Annotated in this window: 19 protein-coding genes; 16 read left to right on the top strand and 3 right to left on the bottom strand. The window is 70.8% G+C overall.

Features of this window, described 5'->3' with window-relative positions; all coding sequences use genetic code 11:
• Window positions 1-97 precede the first annotated feature (97 nt).
• From ACP6CK_RS03860 to ACP6CK_RS03885, 6 genes are all read left to right on the top strand, one after another.
• A complete protein-coding gene (locus ACP6CK_RS03860) occupies window positions 98-1,075 on the top strand; it encodes a Bug family tripartite tricarboxylate transporter substrate binding protein (RefSeq protein WP_426957450.1) in 978 nt (325 codons plus the stop codon).
• A gap of 80 nt (window positions 1,076-1,155) precedes the next feature.
• Window positions 1,156-1,839: a GntR family transcriptional regulator gene (locus ACP6CK_RS03865; RefSeq protein WP_426957451.1), complete on the top strand. Its 684-nt coding sequence runs from the start codon at window positions 1,156-1,158 to the stop codon at window positions 1,837-1,839.
• A 14-nt stretch (window positions 1,840-1,853) separates the two neighbouring features.
• Window positions 1,854-2,378 (top strand): cysteine dioxygenase, encoded by a 525-nt coding sequence (locus tag ACP6CK_RS03870; RefSeq protein ID WP_426957452.1) that lies wholly within the window; start codon window positions 1,854-1,856, stop codon window positions 2,376-2,378.
• Window positions 2,379-2,417: 39 nt separating this feature from the next.
• Window positions 2,418-3,590 (top strand): acetyl-CoA acetyltransferase, encoded by a 1,173-nt coding sequence (locus tag ACP6CK_RS03875; protein WP_426957453.1) that lies wholly within the window; start codon window positions 2,418-2,420, stop codon window positions 3,588-3,590.
• 56 nt (window positions 3,591-3,646) lie between these two features.
• Entirely contained in the window at window positions 3,647-4,132 is a 486-nt protein-coding gene (locus ACP6CK_RS03880; protein WP_426957454.1) for a hypothetical protein, read from the top strand.
• A gap of 29 nt (window positions 4,133-4,161) precedes the next feature.
• The gene (locus ACP6CK_RS03885; protein ID WP_426957456.1) at window positions 4,162-5,289 is read left to right on the top strand and encodes an acetoin utilization protein AcuC; all 1,128 of its coding nucleotides are present in this window, start codon (window positions 4,162-4,164) and stop codon (window positions 5,287-5,289) included.
• A 12-nt stretch (window positions 5,290-5,301) separates the two neighbouring features.
• Here ACP6CK_RS03885 and ACP6CK_RS03890 read toward each other — a convergent pair whose 3' ends face one another.
• Entirely contained in the window at window positions 5,302-6,447 is a 1,146-nt protein-coding gene (locus ACP6CK_RS03890) for a bifunctional 2-C-methyl-D-erythritol 4-phosphate cytidylyltransferase/2-C-methyl-D-erythritol 2,4-cyclodiphosphate synthase (RefSeq protein WP_426957457.1), read from the bottom strand.
• A gap of 104 nt (window positions 6,448-6,551) precedes the next feature.
• Between ACP6CK_RS03890 and dusB the strand changes: the two genes are divergently transcribed.
• The 10 genes from dusB (at window position 6,552) to ACP6CK_RS03940 (ending at window position 18,109) form a co-directional block, all read left to right on the top strand.
• Window positions 6,552-7,652 (top strand): tRNA dihydrouridine synthase DusB, encoded by a 1,101-nt coding sequence (gene dusB / locus ACP6CK_RS03895; RefSeq protein ID WP_426957458.1) that lies wholly within the window; start codon window positions 6,552-6,554, stop codon window positions 7,650-7,652.
• A gap of 5 nt (window positions 7,653-7,657) precedes the next feature.
• On the top strand, window positions 7,658-8,806 hold the full coding sequence (locus tag ACP6CK_RS03900) for a two-component system sensor histidine kinase NtrB (protein ID WP_426959858.1): 1,149 nt from the start codon (window positions 7,658-7,660) through the stop codon (window positions 8,804-8,806).
• Window positions 8,807-8,816: 10 nt separating this feature from the next.
• Window positions 8,817-10,262 carry a nitrogen regulation protein NR(I) gene (ntrC, locus tag ACP6CK_RS03905; RefSeq protein WP_426957459.1) on the top strand — a complete coding sequence of 482 codons (1,446 nt, stop codon included), beginning with the start codon at window positions 8,817-8,819 and terminating at the stop codon, window positions 10,260-10,262.
• A 38-nt stretch (window positions 10,263-10,300) separates the two neighbouring features.
• Window positions 10,301-12,559, top strand: coding sequence for an ATP-binding protein (locus ACP6CK_RS03910; protein ID WP_426957460.1), 2,259 nt, complete (start codon window positions 10,301-10,303; stop codon window positions 12,557-12,559).
• Window positions 12,549-13,946, top strand: a complete 1,398-nt coding sequence (locus tag ACP6CK_RS03915; RefSeq protein WP_426957461.1) for a sigma-54-dependent transcriptional regulator — start codon at window positions 12,549-12,551, stop codon at window positions 13,944-13,946. Before ACP6CK_RS03910 ends, ACP6CK_RS03915 begins: the two co-directional genes overlap by 11 nt.
• Window positions 13,946-14,836 carry a D-amino-acid transaminase gene (locus tag ACP6CK_RS03920; protein WP_426957462.1) on the top strand — a complete coding sequence of 297 codons (891 nt, stop codon included), beginning with the start codon at window positions 13,946-13,948 and terminating at the stop codon, window positions 14,834-14,836. The genes ACP6CK_RS03915 and ACP6CK_RS03920 overlap by 1 nt, the downstream gene beginning before the upstream one ends.
• Window positions 14,833-15,495, top strand: a complete 663-nt coding sequence (locus tag ACP6CK_RS03925; RefSeq protein ID WP_426957463.1) for an HAD family hydrolase — start codon at window positions 14,833-14,835, stop codon at window positions 15,493-15,495. Before ACP6CK_RS03920 ends, ACP6CK_RS03925 begins: the two co-directional genes overlap by 4 nt.
• Window positions 15,496-15,643: 148 nt before the next feature.
• Entirely contained in the window at window positions 15,644-15,976 is a 333-nt protein-coding gene (hfq, locus tag ACP6CK_RS03930) for an RNA chaperone Hfq (protein ID WP_426957464.1), read from the top strand.
• Entirely contained in the window at window positions 15,957-17,276 is a 1,320-nt protein-coding gene (hflX, locus tag ACP6CK_RS03935; protein WP_426959859.1) for a GTPase HflX, read from the top strand. The genes hfq and hflX overlap by 20 nt, the downstream gene beginning before the upstream one ends.
• Window positions 17,273-18,109 (top strand): inositol monophosphatase family protein, encoded by an 837-nt coding sequence (locus ACP6CK_RS03940; RefSeq protein ID WP_426957465.1) that lies wholly within the window; start codon window positions 17,273-17,275, stop codon window positions 18,107-18,109. The genes hflX and ACP6CK_RS03940 overlap by 4 nt, the downstream gene beginning before the upstream one ends.
• Window positions 18,110-18,112: 3 nt before the next feature.
• Here ACP6CK_RS03940 and mazG read toward each other — a convergent pair whose 3' ends face one another.
• On the bottom strand, window positions 18,113-18,910 hold the full coding sequence (mazG, locus tag ACP6CK_RS03945) for a nucleoside triphosphate pyrophosphohydrolase (RefSeq protein ID WP_426957467.1): 798 nt from the start codon (window positions 18,908-18,910) through the stop codon (window positions 18,113-18,115).
• A gap of 50 nt (window positions 18,911-18,960) precedes the next feature.
• Complete coding sequence (locus ACP6CK_RS03950) at window positions 18,961-19,749, bottom strand: MBL fold metallo-hydrolase (protein ID WP_426959860.1); 789 nt, start codon at window positions 19,747-19,749, stop codon at window positions 18,961-18,963.
• Window positions 19,750-19,755 lie beyond the last annotated feature (6 nt).

Here is a 19,755-nt window from a genome sequence, read left to right on the forward strand (position 1 = left end):
CGCAGGATGCACCGGCGGTTGATGCGGACAAGCGCCGGCGTTTTCGCGCCCGGGCTTCGCCGCTAGCCTCCCCGCCCGATCCGACGGAGTCCTCCCGATGCGCCGCGCGCTCCTTCTCCTGTCCTTGTTGCTGCCCGCCATCGCCATGGCGCAGGAGGCGCCCTGGCCCAACCGCCCGATCACCCTGTTGGGCGGCTTCCCCAATTCCTCCGGCGTCGAGATCTACCAGCGCCGCCTCGCGGAACCGCTCACCCGGGCACTCGGTGTGCCCGTGGTGGTGGATAACCGCGTCGGCGCGGGCGGCAACATCGCCTCGGCGATGGTGGCGCGGGCAAGGCCGGACGGCTACCTGTTCCTCCTCGGCACCGCGGGCACGCATGCCATCAACGCGATGCTCTACCGCAACCTTGGCTTCGACCCACTCCGCGATGTGACGCACATCGCGCATCTCGGCGACGTGCCGAACGTGCTGCTCGTGAACGCGAAGCTTCACCCGGAGTGGCGGACCTGCCCGGACGTGGTCGCCGCTGCCCGCGCCCGGCCCGGGGCGCTGTCCTATGCCAGCACAGGGAACGGCGCCTCCACGCACCTCGCGGGCGTGCTGTTCTCCCGGGCGACCGGGACGGAGATGCTGCACGTGCCCTTCGGCGGCCAGCCCATGGCCGTAACCTCCCTCCTGAACGGCAGCGTGGACATCTTCTTCAACCAGGTCGGTCCGGCGATCGGGCTCATCCAGTCCGGCGACGTCCGGGCGCTGGGTGTCACCACCTCCGTGCGGGTCCAGGCCCTGGCCGATGTCCCGACGGTTGCCGAGGCTTGCAACCTCCCGGGCTTCGAGAGCAGCACCTGGTACGGCGTCTTCGGCCCCCCAAACCTGCCTGCCCCGATCCAGCAGCGCATGGCCACCGAGATCAACCGGATCATCTCGGAGCCGGGCTTCCGCGAGTGGCTGGTCGCCAACCAGGGCATCGTTCCCCCCACGGCCACGACCCCCGAGGCCTTCCGCGATGTCCACCGCCAGGACATCGAGCGCTGGGGCCGCGCCGTACGGGATTCCGGAGCCACGGTCGACTGACGGACGCGACGAACGGGGCGCTTGCACTCCGCCGCCCCGTTCCGGCATCATGCTGACATGTCACAGCGCATGTCAGAGCCATGTCGTTCCTGACCGAGGTCGAGCCGCAGCCCTCCCTCACCGAGCGCGCGGCCGCCGCGCTTCGGCACGACATCCTCGCCTGCCGCCTCGCCCCTGGAGACACGATAAGCGAGGCTGCCGCCTCGGCCCGCCTCGGCCTCGGCAAGGCGCCGGTCCGCGCGGCCCTCGCCCGGCTTTCGGAGGAAGGGCTGGTCCAGGCCCTTCCGCGCCGGGGATGGGTGGTCTCCCTGGTCACCATCCGGGACATCCATGAGGTCTTCGACCTCCGCCTCCTGATCGAGCCCGAAGCGGCCCGCCGTGCCGCCGGCCGCGTGGATGCCGAGGCGCTGCGAAAGCTCGATGCGGTCTGCGCCTGCAGCTACCGGATGGAGGACGAGGAGAGCACCCTGACCTTCCTCGCCGCCAACAAGGCGTTCCACGTGGCGGTGGCGGACCTCTCGGGCAATGGCCGGCTTGCCCGCCAGGTGGACCGCCTCCTCGACGAGAGCACCCGGATGCTCGTCCTGGGCCTGCGCCGGCGGGACCGAAGCGGCGACATCTCTCACGAGCACCACGCGCTGATCGAGGCCATGGCCCTCGGTCGCGCGGCCGAAGCCGCCGCGATCATGCGGGAACAGGTCTCGGCCAGCCGCGCCATGGTTCTCGCCGCCCTGACCGCGCCCGACGCGGCCATGTCCATCTGAGAAGGGGCTCTCCCGTGAACGCCATCACCCGCCTCTCACCGCTGGACGCGATGCTCTCCGGCATCGCCGCTGCCGCCCGCCGCCCCGCTGAGGAGCGCGACCGGGCCGTCGCCGACGTCATCGCGGCCTATGTCGCCGATCCTCTGCTGCTAGAGGGCCGCGACTGCCCCTGCAGCCCGGACCGCTACGTCCGCCATCTCCTCCACGCCGACGCCGCGCTCGGCTACGCCGTGGTCGCCATCGCCTGGCGCCCCGGGCAGATGAGCCCGGTCCACGGGCACAAGACCTGGTGTGCCCTGGGCATCCATCGCGGCACCCTCACGGAGTCCTTCTACGCCCCGGGCGCGGAGGGGGAGGCCGATCTGAACCTCACGGCCAGCCAGCTCCGCCGGCCCGGCGCCACCTCACACAGCCCGGCCGACCCGCTGGCCATCCATCGCCTGGCCAATCTCAGCTGCCGGGAGGCGATCTCGATCCACGCCTATGGCGTGCCCTATGACCGCTTCGGTAGCGACGTGAACCTCGTCTACGCGGCCTGACCGCCCTATCTTCCCCGCGAGCAAGCGGGGAGGGGAGCGATGACCGACGCCTGCATCGTGGGTTGGGCCCACTCGCCCTTTGGCAAGCTGGAAGATTCACCCGACGCCGAGGCGCTGATCGCCCGCGTCGCCCGCACGGCCATCGAGGACGCCGGCATCGCGCCCGCCGACGTGGACAGCGTCCATGTCGGCCATTTCAACGGCGGCTTCCAGAAGCAGGATTTCCCGTCCTCCCTCGTCCTGCAATCCGTGCCGGAACTGCGCTTCAAGCCGGCCACCCGCTACGAGAATGCCTGCGCGACCGGATCCGCCGCGCTGCACGGCGCGATGAATGTTTTGGACGCCCGCCGCGGCCGCTTCGCCCTCGTACTCGGCGTGGAGAAGATGACCGCAATCCCCGGCGCCCAGGTCGGGGACGTGCTGCTCGGCTGCGCCTACCGCAAGGAGGAGGGCGACATCCCCGCGGGCTTCGCCGGCGTCTTCGCCCGCATCGCGGAGAGCTACTTCCAGCGCCACGGCGACAAGTCCGACGCCCTGGCCGCGATCGCCGCGAAGAACCATCGCAACGGCGTCGACAACCCCTATGCCCAGATGCGGAAGGACCTCGGCTACGACTTCTGTCGCACCGAGAGCGAGCGGAACCCCTTCGTGGCCGGTCCCCTGAAGCGCACCGACTGCTCCCTCGTCTCCGATGGCGCCGCCGCCCTGATCCTCACCGACGCGGAAACCGCCGCCACGATGAAAAAGGCGGTCCGCTTCCGCGCCGCGGTGCAAGTGAGCGACCTGATGCCAATCTCGGCCCGCGACATCATCCGCTTCGAAGGGGCGCGCGAGGCCTGGACCCGTGCCTACGCCGCGGCCGGCGTCGGCGTGAACGACCTCTCCTTCGCCGAGGTCCACGACTGCTTCACCATCGCCGAACTGATCGACTACGAGGCCATGGGCCTGGCCGCGGAAGGGCAGGGGGCCGGCGCCGTGCTGGACGGCACTGTCGCGATGGGCGGACGCTTGCCGGTGAATCCCTCGGGCGGCCTGAAGTCCAAGGGCCACCCGATCGGCGCGACGGGTGTCTCGATGCATGTCCTCGCGGCCATGCAGCTCGCGGGGGAGGCGGGCGGCATGCAGGTACCTGGCGCCACACTCGGCGGCGTCTTCAACATGGGCGGCGCGGCGGTGGCGAACTACGTTTCCATCATGGAGCGGCTGCGCTGATCCGCTGGTTCGTCGCGCTTCTCGTTCTCCCCCTTGCGGCCTGCGGATCCGATCGGGTGGTGGAGGGCTGGGCGGACACGCGCTGGGGCATGACGCCCGCCGAGGCCCGCGTCGCCATGCCGGCGCTCGTCGCGGAGGCGCCGCCCCAGCCCTGCCGCGACCCCGGCGAGCAACGCGAACTGCGCCTCGACCGCACGGAGGTGGCCGGGCAGACCGGATTCGCCTGGCTCTGCTTCCGCGAGGGGCGGCTTCGGTCCGTCTACCTACGCCGCTATCGACGGGACGGCCCGGCAGCGGCGACCTGGATCGATGACACCGCCGAGCGGCTCCGCGCCGATTTCGGCGAGCCGTTCGAACTGGAAGGGGTCCGCGGGGCGCCGCTTCCTCTGCCGGACTCCTCCTCAGCCTTCGCCACGATGATCTGGATGCGCGGCCCGACCCGCATCCACTATGCCCACGCATCGGACCTTCTTGAGATCGCCTACCAATCCTCGCGGCCCTTTCCTGAAGGCGGGCGCCTGCCCCGGGAACCGGCTCCCTGACCGGCCCCGGCGAAGGGCCGCGATCTCACATGCGCCCCCTTCTGATTGCCTCCGAGATCTATCGAGGCTCGACGTATGGTCCGAAGCACCCGCTGCAGATCCAGCGTGTCCCACCCACGCTCGATCTCATCCATGCGCTCGGATGGCTCGATCCCGCCCGCTACCTCGAGGCGCCCCAGGCGACGCCGGAGCAGCTCACACGCTTCCACACGCCGGACTACATCGCCGCCCTGCAGCGCGCCGAGGCCGAAGGCGGCGTGGGCGAGGCCACCCGCGCCCGCCACCACCTCGGCGCCCACGGCAATCCCGTTTACCGTGAGGTGTTCCGCCGGCCTGCCACCGGTGCCGGGGGCGCCATCCTGGCCGCCCGCCTCACCCTGCGGGGCGGGATTGTCCATGTCCCCGGCGCCGGCACGCACCACGCGATGCCGGACCGCGCCAGCGGCTTCTGCTACGTCAACGACCCCGTGCTCGGCCTGATGGCCTGGCTCGACGCTGGCCTATCGAACATCCTCTACCTCGATATCGATGCCCACCACGGTGACGGCGTCGAGTTCGCCTTCTCGGACGACCCCCGCGTCTTCACCCTGAGCGTCCACGAGGACGGCCGCTGGCCCCACACCGGCCGGCTGGAGGACCGCGCAGGCGGCCACGCGCGCAACATCCCCGTGCCACCCGGCTTCAACGACACGGAGATGGACCACGTCCTCAGCGCCGCGATCCTGCCGATCCTGCGCCACCTCCGCCCGCAGGCCATCATGCTCCAATGCGGCGCCGACGCGGTGGAGGAGGACCCGCTCTCCCGCCTGTCCCTCTCCAACAACGCTCATCTCGCGGTGGTCCGGGCGGTCATGGCCGAAGCGCCTCGCCTGATCGTCACGGGCGGTGGGGGCTATAATCCCTGGACCGTCGCCCGCTGCTGGGCCGCGGTCTGGGGCACGCTGGATGGCCGCGCGATGCCGGACCGCCTGCCGCCTGCCGCGGAATCCGTCCTGCGCGGCCTGGCCTGGGACCGGGCCGCCGGGCGCAATCCGCCACAGCACTGGCTGACCACCCTGATCGACTCCCCGCGTCCCGGGCCGCTTCGCCCGGAGGTCATCCACGCGTGCGAGACCGTTACGCGGGACCTGCCCGCGCCCGGCCGCCGCGGCGCCTGACCGTGTCAGCCTCTACAGCGGCACGAGCAGGCTGACCGCCGCCTGGGCCGCGATGCCCTCGCCGCGGCCGGGAAAGCCCAGCCGCTCCGTCGTCGTGGCCTTGATCGAGACGCGCCCCTCCGGCACCCCGAGCAGCGACGCCACGCGCGCGATCATGGCCGGCGCGTGCGGCGTGATCTTCGGCCGCTCGCAGATCAGGGTCACGTCGGCGTTCGCCAGCACGCCGCCCCGCGCCGCGATCCGCCCTGCGGCGTGGCGCAGGAAGGCGGCGCTGTCCGCGTCCTTCCAGGCCGCCTCGCTCGGCGGAAAATGCCGGCCGATGTCCCCCTCCGCGAGGGCGCCGTAGATCGCGTCGCAGAGGGCGTGAAGCCCGACATCCGCGTCCGAATGCCCGTCCAACCCCAGCTCGTGCGGGACCTCGACCCCGCAGAGGAAGAGCGGCCGCCCCGGCACTAGCCGGTGCACGTCGAAGCCGGTGCCGACGCGCGGCACCATCCGGGCGGCCAGCAATCCCTCGGCCCGCTCCAGGTCGCCCGGCCAGGTGATCTTCACGTTGCTCTCCGATCCCGGCACCACCCGAACCTCCTGTCCGGCCGCCTCTAGCAGGGCGGCGTCGTCCGTCGCCTCTTCCGTCGCCGCCCGATGGGCGGCCAGCAACTCACCGAACCGGAACCCCTGCGGGGTCTGCGCGCGCACCAGCCCGGCACGGGGCACGGTTCTCTGAATCAGCCCGCCCTCGACCGCCTTCAGCGTGTCGGCCACCGGCTGCGCAGGGATGACGCCCTTCGCCTCGCGCAGCCCCTCCAGCAAGGCCTGCACCGTCCCCGGTGGCACGACCGGCCGCGCACCATCATGCACTAGCACGATGTCGGGTGGGTCATCGGCCAGGTGCTCCAGCCCCGCCCGGACGCTGTCCTGCCGCGTCTCACCGCCGACCACGGCCGGCAGGGCGGGCAGCCCCGAGAGGATCGAATCCACGTCCGCGCGCCGCTCAGCCGCACAGATCGGGAGGATGGCATCTACCCCGCCGTCCCGTAGCAGCGCTTCCGCCGCGCGGCGCAGGACGGGCCGACCAAGCAGCGGCAGGAACTGCTTCGGGGCCGGACCCCCGAGCCGCTCTCCCCGACCTGCTGCCATCAGCAGCGCCACCACTCGCATGCCGTTCTCCTCAAAGCGCGGCCCCCTTACCTCGCCCGACCGGGCACGCACAGACCTGTGAACAAGCTTGACCGGATCCCTGCCCGGTTGATAGGCGTTTGCCCATGCCCTCAACAGATGTGCGCGCGGAGGTTGCCCATGTTCCGGGCAAGCCGCGCTTCGAACCGATCCGCCTCGGCGACATCACGATCGATCGCCCAGTGATCCTCGCGCCGATGTCCGGCGTGACGGACCTTCCGTTCCGAAGGCTCGCGCGGTCCCAGGGCACCCCCATGGTGGTCAGCGAGATGATCGCCAGCCAGGCCATGGTCCGAGAGAACCGCCAGACCCTAAAGATGGCGGAGGTCGACGGCTTCGGTGGCCCGGCCAGCGTCCAGCTTGCCGGCTGCGACCCCGCCGTCATGGCGGAAGCCGCGCGGCTGGCCGTCGACCGCGGCGCAGCCCTGGTGGACATCAACTTCGGCTGCCCTGTGAAGAAGGTTGCCATCGGCCAGTCCGCCGGCAGCGCCCTGATGCGGGACGAGGTCCACGCCGCCCGCATCCTCGAGGCCACCGTCCGCGCCGTGTCCGTGCCGGTGACGTTGAAGATGCGGATGGGCTGGGACCACTCCAGCCTGAACGCGCCCAACCTCGCCCGCATCGCGCAGGACTGCGGCATCCGGATGGTGACGGTGCACGGCCGCACCCGGCAGATGCTCTATACCGGCACCGCGGACTGGGCCTTCGTGGCGAAGGTGAAGGCAGCCGTCTCCATCCCCGTCATCGTCAACGGCGACATCCTCGGTCCGGAGGACGCAGCCGAGGCCCTGCGCCAATCGAACGCGGACGGCGTGATGATCGGCCGCGGCGCCTATGGCCGCCCCTGGCTGCCGGGCCTCGTCGCCGAACACCTCGCGACCGGCCGGATGCCCGCCCCACCGCCGCTGGCCGAGCAGCACGCGACGCTGCTGGAGCACTACCACGCGATGCTCTCGCATCATGGGAGCCACCCCGGCGTGCGGCTCGCTCGCAAGCATGTCGCCTGGTACTCGCGCGGCCTGCCGGGCAGCGCCGAGTTCCGCGTCCGGATCAATGCCGCGGACACGGTCGAGGACGCGCTGGCGGCGATCGACTCCTTCTATCGCCCGCTCCTGGAGGCCGGCGTGGAGGGCGTGCGCGACGCCTACCGGGAGGCCGGCCACGCCGAGGAGGCCATGGCGGCATGACCGGAATGACCGCGAAGCTCCTCGACGTGCTCGGCCGCAGGGGGGGTACGCTGCCCGAAAGCGCCATCGTGCTCTCCGCCCTGCCGGTCCCGGTGGCCGTGGTGGACGCGGAGGAGCGCTTCCGGATGGCCAATCCGGCCGCGGAGCTCTTCTTCGGCCTCTCGGCCTCCTCCCTCGCCCAGCTCCGGCTCACCGACCTGCTGCCGGAGGATTGCCGCCTTCTCGCACTGGTGCGGCAGGTGCGCGCCGTGGACGCGCCCGTCTCCGACCACGACCTCACCCTCCAGAGCCCGCGCCTGCACCGGGAGGGCGTGGCCGCCCATGGCGCCCCTTTGCCGGAGCTGCCGGGAGCCGTGGTGCTCACCCTCCAGGATGGCTCGACCGCCCAGAAGCTCGACCGCCAATTGAACTCCCGCGATGCCGCGCGCGGCGCGACCGCGATGGCGGCCATGCTCGGCCACGAGGTGAAGAATCCGCTCTCCGGCATTCGCGGCGCCGCGCAACTGCTCGAAGGCTCGGTTTCCGAGGCAGACCGGGAACTCTGCATCCTGATCCAGGACGAGGCAGATCGCATCAAGGACCTGGTGGAGAAGATGGACATGTTCTCCGAGCGCCCGCTGGAGCGGGACGCGGTGAACATCCACGAGGTGCTGGATCATGTCCGTCGCATCGCCGGGAACGGCTTCGCGGCGCACCTGAAGATCTCGGAAGAGTACGACCCCTCCCTCCCGCCGGTCTGGGGAAACCGCGACCAGCTCGTGCAGATCCTCCTGAACCTTGTGAAGAACGCGGCAGAGGCCGTGGATCCCCGGGACGGGGAGATCATCCTCTCCACGGCCTATCGCCACGGGGTCCGCCTCGCCATCCCCGGCTCTCGCGAGAGGGTCCACCTACCTCTGGAGGTCTCGGTCCGCGACAACGGCCCGGGCATCGCCGAGGACGTGCGCGCGAGCCTGTTCGAGCCGTTCATCACGACCAAGCGCGGCGGCCAGGGCCTGGGCCTTGCCCTCGTGGCGAAGCTCGTTTCCGACCATGGCGCGCTGATCGAGTGCGAGAGCCGTCCCGGGCGCACCGTGTTTCGCCTGTCCATGCCACAGCCGCCCCGCCGGGCCGTCCAGCCCGCGCCGCGCGTCCGTCGCACGGTGGTTGCTTAGGCCGCGGCGCATGACCCAGCGAACCATCCTCGTCGCCGACGACGACCGCGCCATCCGCACCGTTCTCGCCCAGGCCCTCGGCCGGGCGGGTTACAACGTCCGCGCCACATCCTCCGCCGCCACGCTCTGGCGGTGGGTGGAGGATGGCGAGGGTGACCTTGTCATCACCGACGTCATCATGCCGGACGAGAACGGCCTCGATCTCGTCCCCCGCATCCGCCGCGTCCGCCCGGAGCTGCGGGTGGTGGTGATGAGCGCCCAGTCCACCTTCGCCACCGCCCTCAAGGCCGCCCAGCGCGGGGCGTTCGACTACCTGCCCAAGCCCTTCGACCTGAAAGACCTCCTCTCGCTCGTCGGACGCGCCTTGGCAGCCGCGCCCGCCGCGCCGGTTGAGGACGCCGAGGGCACGGATGAGGAGAAGCTCCCTCTCGTCGGCCGCTCCCCGGCGATGCAGGAGATCTACCGGACCGTCGCCCGGCTCACGACGACCGACCTGACGGTGATGATCACCGGGGAGAGCGGGACCGGGAAGGAGCTGGTGGCCCGCGCCCTGCACGACTATTCCCGCCGCCGCTCCGGCTCCTTCGTTGCCGTCAACATGGCCGCGATTCCCCGCGACCTGATCGAGGCGGAGCTCTTCGGCCACGAGCGCGGCGCCTTCACCGGCGCCCTGTCCCGCGGCGTCGGCCGCTTCGAGCAGGCGGCCGGCGGCACACTCTTCTTGGACGAGATCGGCGACATGCCGCCGGAGGCGCAGACCCGCCTCCTGCGTGTGCTGCAGGAGGGCGAGTTCACCACGGTCGGCGGCCGCACGCCCATCAAGGCGAATGTGCGCATCGTCGCCGCCACCCACCGGGACCTGCGGCAGGCCATCCGCCAGGGCCTGTTCCGGGAGGATCTCTTTTACCGCCTGAACGTCGTCCCGATCCGCCTGCCCCCCCTGCGCGAGCGTACGGAGGACATTCCCCTCCTGGCCCGCCACTTCCTGGACCGCGCCAAGGCGTCCGGCCTGCCCGCCAAGACCCTCGACGGCGCGGCCGTGGACCGGCTGAAGGCCCATCCCTGGCCGGGGAATGCGCGGGAACTCGAGAACCTCATGCGCCGCCTCGCGGCGCTCTATCCCCAGGAACTGATCGGCGAGGATGCCGTGGCGGCCGAGCTGGCCGAGGCCGAGCCCGGCCCCGGCACAGCCACCGCTGCCGCCTCCCCGGAGACCCTGGAGCAGGCGGTGGAACGGCACCTCGCCGGCTTCATGAGCGCCCACCGGGACGGCATGCCGGTCCGCGACCTCTACGAGCGCGTCCTGGCCGAGGTGGAGCGGCCCCTGCTACGGCTGGCCCTCGCCAGCACCCGCGGCAACCAGATCAAGGCCGCGGCCATGCTCGGACTGAACCGCAACACGCTGCGCAAGAAGATCCGGGAGCTGGAGCTCCCGGTCGTGCGCGGCCTCTCCTGAGCGGCCGTGCTAGGCTGGGGGCCATGGGAACCTCCGGCATGACCTCCGACCGCGCCAAGCCGCCGCGCGGCCTCGCCCGCCGCGTGGCGGACCTGCTGCTGGGCCGTGCGATGACGCTCGGCCTCGCGGTCGGTGCGCTGCTGGTGGGCATCGCGACCTTCACGCTTCTCTCCGGCGGAAGCCCGTTCGGCCCGACCAGCCACGCCCAGACCGCCACCGTCGTTCTGGTGAACGCCGCCTTCGTGCTGCTCCTCGCGGCCTCGCTCGCCGGGCGGCTCGTCCGCGTCTGGGCGGAGAGGCGGCGCGGCAGTGCGGGATCGCGCCTGCATGTCCGCCTCGTCCTGCTCTTCGGCGTGGTGGCGGTGGTGCCGGCCATCCTCGTCGCTGTCTTCGCGGCCGTCTTCTTCAACCTCGGCATCCAGGCCTGGTTCAGCGACCGGGTGCGCGGCACGCTGGAGGCGAGCCTCGTCGCCTCCCGCGCCTATCTGGACGAGCACCGCAACGCCATCCGGGCGGACGCCCTGGCCATCGCCGCGGAGCTGAACCGCGCCTCCTCCCTTCTGCCGGACAACACCTTCGGCTTCAGCCAGGTCCTCACCACCCACACGGCGCTGCGGAACCTGACGGAAGCGATCGTCTTCGACCCCGCCACGAACCGCCTGATCGCCGATGCCGGCCTCGGTCAGACTTCCGAAATGGAGCCGCCCTCCGACGCCGCCATGGAGGCTGCCCGCGCCGGCGAGGTGGCCGTCCTGCCCGGCGAAGGCGAGGAGGGGCGTGTCCGCGGCCTCGTCATGCTGGACATCGAGCCCGGGCTCTTTCTGCTGATCGGCCGCCCCGTCGACCCCGGCATCCTGGAGCATATGCGCCGGACCGAGCTGACCTTCGCCGAATACGACCAGCTCGACCGAAACCGGTCCGGCCTGCAGGTCACCTTCGCGATGATCTTCGCCATCGCGGCGCTGCTCGTCCTGATGGCGGCGGTGCTGATGGGGCTCGTCTTCGCGAACCAGCTCGCCCGTCCCATCTCCCGCCTCATCAACGCGGCGGAGCGGGTGCGGGGAGGGGACCTCTCCGTCCGGGTGGAGGAAGGGGCGGCCGACGACGAGGTCGGCTCCCTCTCACGCGCCTTCAACCGGATGACGAACCAGCTCGCGGCCCAGCGGAGCGAGTTGCTGGAAGCCTACCGGCAGCTGGACGAACGGCGCCGCTTCACGGAGGGGGTGCTGGCCGGCGTCTCCGCCGGCGTCATCGGCCTCGATGCCGAGGGCCGGATCAACCTGCCCAACCGTCCGGCGAGCGAACTCCTCGGCCAGGACCTGGACGCCACGGTGGGCCAGCCGCTCGCGGAGGTGGTGCCGGAGTTCCGCGCCTTCCTCGCTGCCGCCGCAGCGACGCCGGAGCGTGCGCGGACCGAGGAGATCCCCGTCCTTCGCCCCACCGGCCGCCGGACCCTGCTTGCCCGGATCGGGGCGGAGTTCGGTACCGGCGGTCTGACCGGGTACGTGCTCACCTTCGACGACATCACGGAGCTGCTGTCCGCCCAGCGCATGGCCGCCTGGGCCGACGTGGCGCGACGGATCGCGCACGAGATCAAGAACCCGCTCACGCCCATCCAGCTCTCCGCGGAGCGCCTGAAGCGCCGCTACCTCAAGCAGATCACGGACGACCCGGACACCTTCCGCGCCTGCACGGATACCATCGTCCGCCAGGTCGGCGACATCGGCCGCATGGTGGACGAGTTCTCCGCCTTCGCCCGCATGCCCCAGCCCGTGATGCGGGACGAGAACCCCAACCAGCTGGTCCGCGACGCCCTGGTCCTCCAGCGGGACGCGCATCCCGGCATTCGCTACGATCTGCGGCTGCCCGACCGCCCGGCTGTCGTCCGCTGCGATCGCCGGCTGATGAACCAGGCCCTGACCAACCTCCTCCAGAACGCCGCGGACGCTGTGGCGATGCGACCGGAGGGTGAGACGGGCGGGGAGGTCAGGGTGGAGGTTTCCCACGCCGGCGAGTGGCTGCATATCAGCGTGGAAGACAACGGAATCGGCCTTCCGGAAGGCGGGGAGCGGGACCGGCTCACGGAACCGTATGTCACCCACAAGCCGAAGGGCACGGGGCTCGGACTTGCCATCGTGAAGAAGATCATGGAGGACCATGGGGGCGGGCTGACGCTCACGGACGGGGCCGGGGGTGGGGCACGCGCCACCCTGACCTTGCCGCTGGCGGAGGCGGACCAACAGTCGGGGCAGGGGCCATTGGAGCAGGGGACGGAGATGCTGCGCCATGGCGCATGACATCCTCATCGTGGACGACGAGCCGGACATCCGCGCCCTGATCGAGGGCGTGCTGTCCGACGAGGGCTACGGCACGCGGCAGGCCGCCAACAGCGACCAGGCCCTGGCCGCCTTCCGGCAGAAGCAGCCGAACCTCGTCATCCTCGACATCTGGTTACAGAATTCCCGCCTGGACGGGCTGGGCATCCTGGAGGCGCTGCACCGGGAGGAGCCGCGTGTTCCGGTGGTGATGATCTCCGGCCACGGGACGATCGAGACGGCGGTGCAGGCGATCCAACAGGGCGCCTACGACTTCATCGAGAAGCCGTTCAAGTCCGACCGCCTCCTGCTCATCGTGTCCCGCGCACTGGAGGCCGCCCGCCTGAAGCGGGAAAACTCGGAGCTGCGCCTGCGCAGCGGCGCGGAGCGGGAGCTGATCGGCACCTCCGCCCTGATGGTGCAGATGCGGAACGCGATCGAGAAGGTCGCCCCCACCGGCTCCCGCGTGCTGCTCACCGGCCCGGCCGGCTCCGGCAAGGAGGTGGCGGCGAGGATGATCCACGCCCGCTCCCGACGGGCCGACGAGCCTTTCGTTGCGCTGAACTGCGCCACGCTGAACCCCGCCCGCTTTGAGGAGGAGTTGTTCGGCGTCGAGGCGACCGGCGACTCGCCGCGCCGTCAGGGTGTGCTGGAACGCGCGAACGGCGGCACGCTGCTGCTCGACGAAGTCGCCGACATGCCCTTGGAAACCCAGGGAAAGATCGTGCGGGCGCTGCAGGAGCAGGGCTTCGAGAGGATCGGCGGCGCGACGCGGGTGAAGGTCGACGTCCGCGTCACCGCCACCACCAACCGCGACCTCTCCGCCGAGATCGCGGCCGGCCGCTTCCGGGAGGACCTTTACTACCGCCTCGCCGTCGTGCCGCTGCGCATGCCCGCGCTGCGGGAGCGGCGGGAGGACGTGCCGGCCCTCGCGCGCCACTTCATGGCGAAGTCCGCGGAGAGCTCCGGCAACCCGCCGCGCGAGATCTCCGAGGACGCGATGGCCGCCATGCAGGCGTATGACTGGCCGGGCAATGTCCGCCAGCTCCGGAACCTTGTGGACTGGCTGCTCATCATGGCGCCCGGCACCCCGCAGGACCCGATCCGGCCGGAGATGCTGCCGCCCGAAATCTCCTCCTCCGCCCCCGCCATGTTGAAGCTGGATCGCTCGTCGGAGATCATGACCCTGCCCCTGCGAGACGCGCGTGAGCTGTTCGAGCGGCAATACCTCGAGGCCCAGCTCCTCCGCTTCGGCGGCAACATCAGTCGGACCGCGAACTTCGTGGGGATGGAGCGCTCGGCCCTGCACCGCAAGCTGAAGTTCCTCGGCGTCCAGGCCGAGGACCGCACGCCGGTCACGTCGTCCTGATGTCCCGCATTGCCTATGTGAACGGGCGCTACGTCGCCCAGCGCCATGCCTGCGTGAACATCGAGGACCGCGGCTACCAGTTCGGGGACGGCATCTACGAGGTCATCCACGTCTACGGCGGCCGATTCATCGACGCCGACCTCCACCTCGCGCGCCTCGAGCGCTCGGTGGGCGAGATCCGCCTGCCCATGCCCATGCCGATGGCCTCGCTCCGCCTCGTGCTGGAGGAGGTGGTCCGGCGCAACCGCGTGAAGGAAGGAATGGTCTACATGCAGGTCGGCCGCGGCGTCGCCCGGCGCGACCACGCCTTTCCGAAGGTCGCGCCGCCGGTCAGCCTCGTCGTCACCTCCCGCCACGGCGTGCCCTATCCCGCCTCGATCGAGGGCTGGAACATCGCCGCGATCACCCATCCCGACCTTCGCTGGGCGCGGCGCGACATCAAAAGCGTGAACCTCCTTCCCAACGTCCTTGCCCGCCAGGCGGCGAAGGACGCCGGGGCAGGGGAGGCGATCCTGTATGACCCCGCGACCCGAATGGTGACCGAGGGTGCGGCGACGAGTCTCTGGGTCGTCGACGCCGCCGGCGTCATCCGGATCCCGCCCCTGGGCCACCCGATCCTGCCCGGCTGCACGCGCGCCGCTCTGCTGGCCGAGATGGCCGCTCACGGCTTGCACGCCGAGGAGCGCCCCGTGTCCCTGGACGAACTCGCGACCGCCCGTGAGGCTTTCATCACCTCCGCCGGTTCCTTCGTGAAGCCGGTCCTCAGCGTGGATGGCCGCCCCGTCGCGGATGGCAGGCCCGGCCCTGTCGCCCGCCGCCTCTTTGAGATCTTTGCTCGGCACGTGAAGGGGCCACCTCGCAACGCGCCCGGAGCAGCCCTGGCCGCGTGACGCCGCCCCGCGCCATCGTCTGGGACTGGGACAACACTCTGGTCGATGGCTGGCCCGCCATCCAGGCCGGGCTGAACGCCGCCTTTCGCGAATTCGGCCTGCCCGAGTGGTCGCTGGAGGAGGTCCGCGCGCGCGTCCGCCACTCCCTGCGCGACAGCTTCCCGGTCCTCTTCGGGCAGGGATGGGAGCGAGCGCGGGACATCTTTTACGCCGGCGTCCGGGCCATGCACCTCGCCGTCCTTCGTCCGATGCCCGGCGCCTCGGACCTGTTGGCAGCGGCGGCCGCCGTCGCTCCGCTCGCCGTGCTCTCCAATAAGCAGGGGGCGCTGCTGCGGGCGGAGGCGGCGCATCTCCGTTGGACCGCGCAATTCACCGCCCTGATCGGCGCGGGCGATGCGGCCGGCGATAAGCCGGATCCGCGCCCCATGCGCCTGGCCTGTGCGGCATGCGGCGTGCCGGCTGGGGAGGGGGTTTGGTATGTCGGCGACACCCGCCTCGACATGCAGGCCGCGCGGGCCGCGGGCTGCGTCCCGGTGCTGCTCGGCGACGCCGCGCACGACGGCGGAGCGGAAGCTGCGGCGCCACGGTTGCACTTTTCCACATCGCACGAGATGGCGAGCGCGCTCTCCGCGCTTGCAATGAGGGCTGAGATAGGCTGACTCTCCGCCCGTCGAGGGGGATGGCGCGTGCCCCTGGGCCCGCGCCCGGGGTGGATTCTTCGGGCACGAAGAACAACCGCGCCGTGATCCGCTACTGACCCAGCCGGAACCGGAGGGCGGGGCGGAATGAACAAGAAGGACACAGCCCATGGCTGCCGAGAAGTCCCAGAACGTGCAGGACGTGTTCCTGAACCACGTTCGCAAGAGCAAGACTCCCGTCACCGTCTTCCTGGTCAACGGCGTCAAGCTCCAGGGCATCATCACCTGGTTCGACAATTTCTCGGTGCTGCTGCGCCGTGACGGGCACACCCAGCTCGTCTATAAGCACGCGATCAGCACCGTGATGCCGGGCGCCCCGATCATGCTGTTCGATGCCGCCTCCGCCGGCGCCCAGGCCCCCGCGCAGGGTGGCACCGCCGCGCGGGAATCCACCATGACCCTTGGTCCCCGAGAGCCCGTCCCTGCAGGCCAACACGACTGACACCGCCGGCGGGCCGACGCCCGCCGCCGTCATCCTCCCCTGGGAGCGGCCGCCGCGCGCGGTGGGACCAGACGACCGCGGTGCGAGCCGGGCCGCCGAGGCCCGCCTCGCGGAGGCGGTCGGCCTTGCCGCGTCCATCGGCGTCGCGATCGTCCATAGCGCCGTCCTGCCGCTTCGCACCCGTCGCCCGGCCACCCTCCTCGGAGAGGGGCAGGTCGAGGCGAGCCGGGTGGCCATCGAGCAGCACGGCGTTCAGGTGGTCGTGGTCGACGCGGCCCTGACGCCGGTGCAGCAGCGCAACCTGGAGCGTGCCTGGGGCTGCAAGGTCATCGATCGGACGGGCCTGATCCTCGAGATCTTCGGGGAGCGCGCCCGGACGCGGGAGGGCTCGCTCCAGGTCGAACTGGCCCACCTCTCCTACCAGCGCACCCGCCTTGTCCGCTCCTGGACCCATCTTGAGCGTCAGCGCGGCGGGTTCGGCTTCCTCGGCGGTCCCGGTGAGTCGCAGATCGAGATCGACCGGCGGCTGATCGACGAGCGCATCGTCAAGCTGAAGAAGGAGCTGGAGCAGGTCCGCCGGACCCGTGGGCTCCACCGAAAGGCGCGGGGGAAGGTGCCCTATCCCGTGGTGGCCCTCGTCGGCTACACCAATGCCGGCAAGTCCACGCTGTTCAATGCCCTGACCGGCGCCGGCGTCTATGCGCAGGACCAGCTCTTCGCGACGCTCGACCCGACGATGCGGGCGATCCGTCTTCCCTCGGGCCGCACCGTGATCCTCTCGGACACGGTGGGTTTCATCTCCGAACTGCCGACCCAGCTTGTGGAGGCCTTCCGCGCCACGCTGGAAGAGGTGGCGGCGGCCGACGTCATTCTTCACGTCCGCGACGCCTCGCACCCCGACACCGCCGCCCAGCGCGCCGATGTCCTCCACGTGCTGACCGAGATGGCGGAGGGTGCGGACGCAGCCCTGGACGCGCATTGGGAAGCCCGCGTCATCGAGGTCCTGAACAAGACCGACCTGATGGAGGCGCCACCGCCGGCGAACGGGGAGGGGACCGTCGCCGTCTCCGCCCTGACCGGAGACGGTCTCGAGACGCTCCGCGCGGCGCTCGACTCGCGCCTAGCCGCCGGCCTCGTGACGGAGGAGTTCACCGTCGCCCCCGAGGACGGTGCCTCGCTCGCCTGGCTCTACGAGCACGGAGTGGTGCTGGACCGCCTCGACGCCGACGACGTGATCCGGCTCTCCGTCCGCCTTTCCGTGGCCGACCGGGACCGCTTCGGCCAGCGCGGCGCCGCGTGAGGCCTTTCGACGAGGCCGCGCTCCGCGACGTCGCCGCGATCCTGCGCGAGGCCGCCCGCGCGGAGATCCTTCCCCGGTTCCGCCGCCTTGCCAGCGGCGCCATCCGGGCGAAGTCGGGCCCGCTGGACCTCGTCACCGACGCCGACGAGGCCGCCGAGCGGGCCATCACCGCGGCCCTGACCGACCGTTTCCCCGGCTGTGTCGTGGTCGGGGAGGAAGCATGCGCCGCCCAGCCGGCCCTGATGGACCAGCTCGCCGAGGCGGAGACCGCCTTCGTCGTAGACCCGGTGGACGGCACCGCGAACTTCGCGGCGGGCCTGCCGCTCTTCGGCTGCATGGCTGCCGCCTTCTCCCGCGGAAAGGTGATCGCCGGCTGGATCCACGATCCGCTCGGCGACGACACGGCGATCGCGGCGCTGGGGCAGGGTGCCTGGATCGCCGGCGCGGACGGCATTCGGGGCGCCCCATTGCGCGTCTCCGCACCGACGACGCCGGGCCGGATGCTCGCCACCGTGTCCTACAGCTTCCTGCCCGAACCGACGCGGAGCGCTGTGACGGCCCGGCTGCCGCGCTTGGCCGGGACCTGGCTCCTCCGCTGCGCCGCCCACGAATACCGCCTGTTGGCCGGGGGCCATACGAGCGCGGCGCTCTACAACCGGCTTATGCCGTGGGATCATGCGCCCGGCTGGCTCATCCATGCCGAGGCCGGCGGCTACGCGGCGCGCTTTGACGGCAGTCCCTATGATCCCGCCATCCATCGCGACGGCGGCCTGATCCTTGCCCCCGATCGCGCCACATGGGAGGCCGTTCGCGGCGCCCTGCTTGAGGGTTGAGAGCTAGCTCGATCGCTCCGCGGCCTTCGCAGCCTGCCAGAGCGCCTCCATCTCCTCGAGCGAGGCGTCACCTGGGGTGCGTCCCTCGACCGCGAGTGCCGCCTCCACCGCCCCGAACCGCCGCTCGAACTTCGCGTTCGCACCGCGGAGGCAATCCTCCGGATCAAGGTCGAGCTTACGGGCGAGATTGGCTACCACGAAGAGCAGATCGCCCACTTCATCGGCCAAGCGCGCCCGGTCGGAGCCTGGCAGCTCGGCCCGAAGCTCTCCGGCTTCTTCCTCCAGTTTGTCCAGGACCCGCGCGGCGTCGGGCCAGTCAAAGCCGACCCGGCCGGCCCGGCGGGTCAGCTTTTCCGCTCGCGTGAGGGCAGGGAGGTTGACCGGCACGCCGGCCAGCGTACCCGCCTCGAACCGCGCCGCACGTTCGGCCGCCTTCACCACATCCCAGGCGACCGTCTGCTCGGCAGCGTTCCGCGCAGCGGCATCACCGAATACATGAGGATGCCGTCTTATCATCTTGTTCTCGATAGTTTCTGCCACGCCTGAGAAGTCAAACCAACCTCGCTCGGCCGCCATCTGTGCGTGATAGACCACTTGGAACAGCAGATCGCCCAGCTCGTCGCGCAACGCCGACCAGTCCGCCCGGGCGATCGCGTCCGCGACCTCGTGGCCTTCCTCGACGGTGTAGGGCGCGATAGTTCCGAAATCCTGAACCTGGTCCCAAGAGCAGCCGTCCGGCGCCCGGAGGCGCGCCATCAAAGCGAGCAGGCGGAGAAGGGACGCCGCTGGATCGCCAGTCATTGTCTAATCCGCCGGTCGCATAATGAAGATTATGTAAAAAAAGGCGATGGTCACCGCTGCACCTCCAGGACCATCCCGTCATGCGCCGGCTCCAGGCCCGCCGGCAACCACGTTCGCATCCAGCCCCAGTCGAGATCGGGTCCCATATGCGTTAGCACGGTCCGGTTTGGTCGGAGCCGCCGGGCCCACCGCTCCACCGTCGCGACGTCCGCGTGGACCGGGTGCGGCCGGCGCTGGAAGCAACCGACCATCCAGGTCCGCACGCCCTCCAAGGCAGCGAAGCCGGCGTCGGGCATGGTGACCACGTCGGTGGAGTAGCCGAAGCCGCCAACCCGCAGTCCGAGCGTCTCCATGACGCGGTGGTCCTGAGAGAAGATCCGGACCGGCAGGCCCGCCATGTCCACCACCTGCCCCGGCTCCACCGGCCGGGCCAGCAGTGCCGGTCGGAAGAAGCCCTGGGTCTCCGGCCGGAACGCATAGTCGAAGCGATGCGTCACCGTATTCAGCGTGTCCTGGGTGGCGTAGATCGGCAGCGCGCGTCCCATGATCCGGTTCAGTTGTCGGACTTCATCCAGGCCCATGATGTGGTCGGCATGGGCGTGGGTCAGCAGGATTGCGTCTACCCGCCGAACGCCGGCCGTCAGGAGCTGGGCCCGAAGATCCGGCCCCGTGTCCACGAGGATGGTGGCGCCGTCCGACCCTTGGAGCAGGATGCTTGAGCGCGTCCTGCGGTTCTGGACCGTAGCAGGGTCGCAGGCACCCCAATCACCCCGCCCATCCTCACCGCCGATCAGCGGCACCCCCCCGGAGCCGCCGCATCCCAGGACAGTGACTTTCAGCAAGGA

It is taken from the genome of Muricoccus radiodurans, assembly GCF_050154705.1.
Taxonomy (GTDB): domain Bacteria; phylum Pseudomonadota; class Alphaproteobacteria; order Acetobacterales; family Acetobacteraceae; genus Roseomonas; species Roseomonas radiodurans.